Genomic DNA, 1231 nt, shown 5'->3' with positions numbered 1-1231 from the left:
TTCTCGACCGAAGCGAATTATTTGGCTGGCCCAGGGCGGGGGTTTCGACCTCGAGAAGGCTTTCGCGGCCCTGGAGAGCGCCCTCATGAGCCTGCCCCAGCCCTGACCCAGCCAAATAATTCGCTTCGGTCGAGAATCCCCAATCCCAGCGAGGGATCGTGGGAAATCGATCAAAACTCGATCTCGATGACATCCGCCGCCGGCTTGACCGCGCCCAGCCACTCGAGGCGGGCGAGGTAGTAGCAAGACAGCTTGAGCGAGATGCCCAGCGCCTTGGCGATCTGCTCGGCGGTGGCTCCGTGCTGGAGCATGGGCCTGGCCCGCTTCCAGAAAAAGGAATTGTTCAGGTCCAGCAACCCCTCGTCGCCGCTGATCAGGTAGGTCACGTTGGGCGGGGGCATCTCGATGGTGCGCAGGGTGATGTCCTCTTCGATGAGGCTCAGCGAGGTCACGACCCGCTCCAGCGGCCAGTGCAGGGCCGGGTCACAGGGGGTCTTGAATTCCTTGTACGTCAGCTCAAAGGCCCCTTCGCGCGCGGCGATGATCCCCAAGAGGATATCCCTGGCCTTCAAGGGATCGGCGATGTACTCCTTGCCGATCTCGATGCAGCGCAAGTGACCGCGTTTGACCCACAGCTTGCAGTCTTTGAGGCCTGGCATGTTCCACAACTCGAGCACGCCGGTCCTGTCCTGGAAATGGCCTATGAGGGTCTGGAATGGGCTTTCCTTGAGATTTCCGCTGATCACCATGACTGTACGTCCCCCTGAGAATATGTACAGCTACTCCCAAAGCCTATACCAGCCTCCTCACAATCCGGTGGGTATTTTTCACAACACAGCTCCAGCCACCCCGCGCCCCGGTGCTCAAGAGGGGTAGATTTGTGTCCTGGAGAGCACTCAGGTCACGCCAAAGCCCTGCTCTCATGCACCACCTGGCTCGAGATGACTTAATAGGGCGCGTCACCTACCTCGGACTGAAGTCCGAGGCTTGCAGGTGGCACGATAGCCATGCATAGCATTTCATGCCCCCGCGTTCGGCTGGATGACATTGGTACGGGCATAGCCCGGCGGCATACGCCGCTCAACCGCAGCCCGGCGGCCAATATTGACCGCCGCGAAGTAGTCCGCAGGCCCAGAGCACCCGCAGACCACACAGCGAAAGAGCGCCTGCGTGGGACGGTTGGCCCGCTCGGTGTGCCCGCAGGCCGGGCACTCCCGCGAGGTGTTGCGTG

2 protein-coding genes are annotated in these 1231 nt (G+C 61.4%); both read right to left on the bottom strand.

Translation table 11 applies throughout. The features are described 5' to 3' along the window. Positions 1–170 precede the first annotated feature (170 nt). Entirely contained in the window at positions 171–749 is a 579-nt protein-coding gene (locus tag Mrose_RS18355; protein ID WP_119280658.1) for a hypothetical protein, read from the bottom strand. 270 nt (positions 750–1019) lie between these two features. Then, positions 1020–1231 (bottom strand): zinc ribbon domain-containing protein (locus Mrose_RS18350; protein WP_147371736.1); only part of this gene is annotated, 212 nt, incomplete at its 5' end.

The sequence above is a fragment of the Calidithermus roseus genome, assembly GCF_003574095.1.
Classification (GTDB): domain Bacteria; phylum Deinococcota; class Deinococci; order Deinococcales; family Thermaceae; genus Calidithermus; species Calidithermus roseus.
The sequence above is the reverse complement of the archived record's forward strand: the minus strand, read 5'-3'. Positions and strand labels throughout refer to the sequence as shown.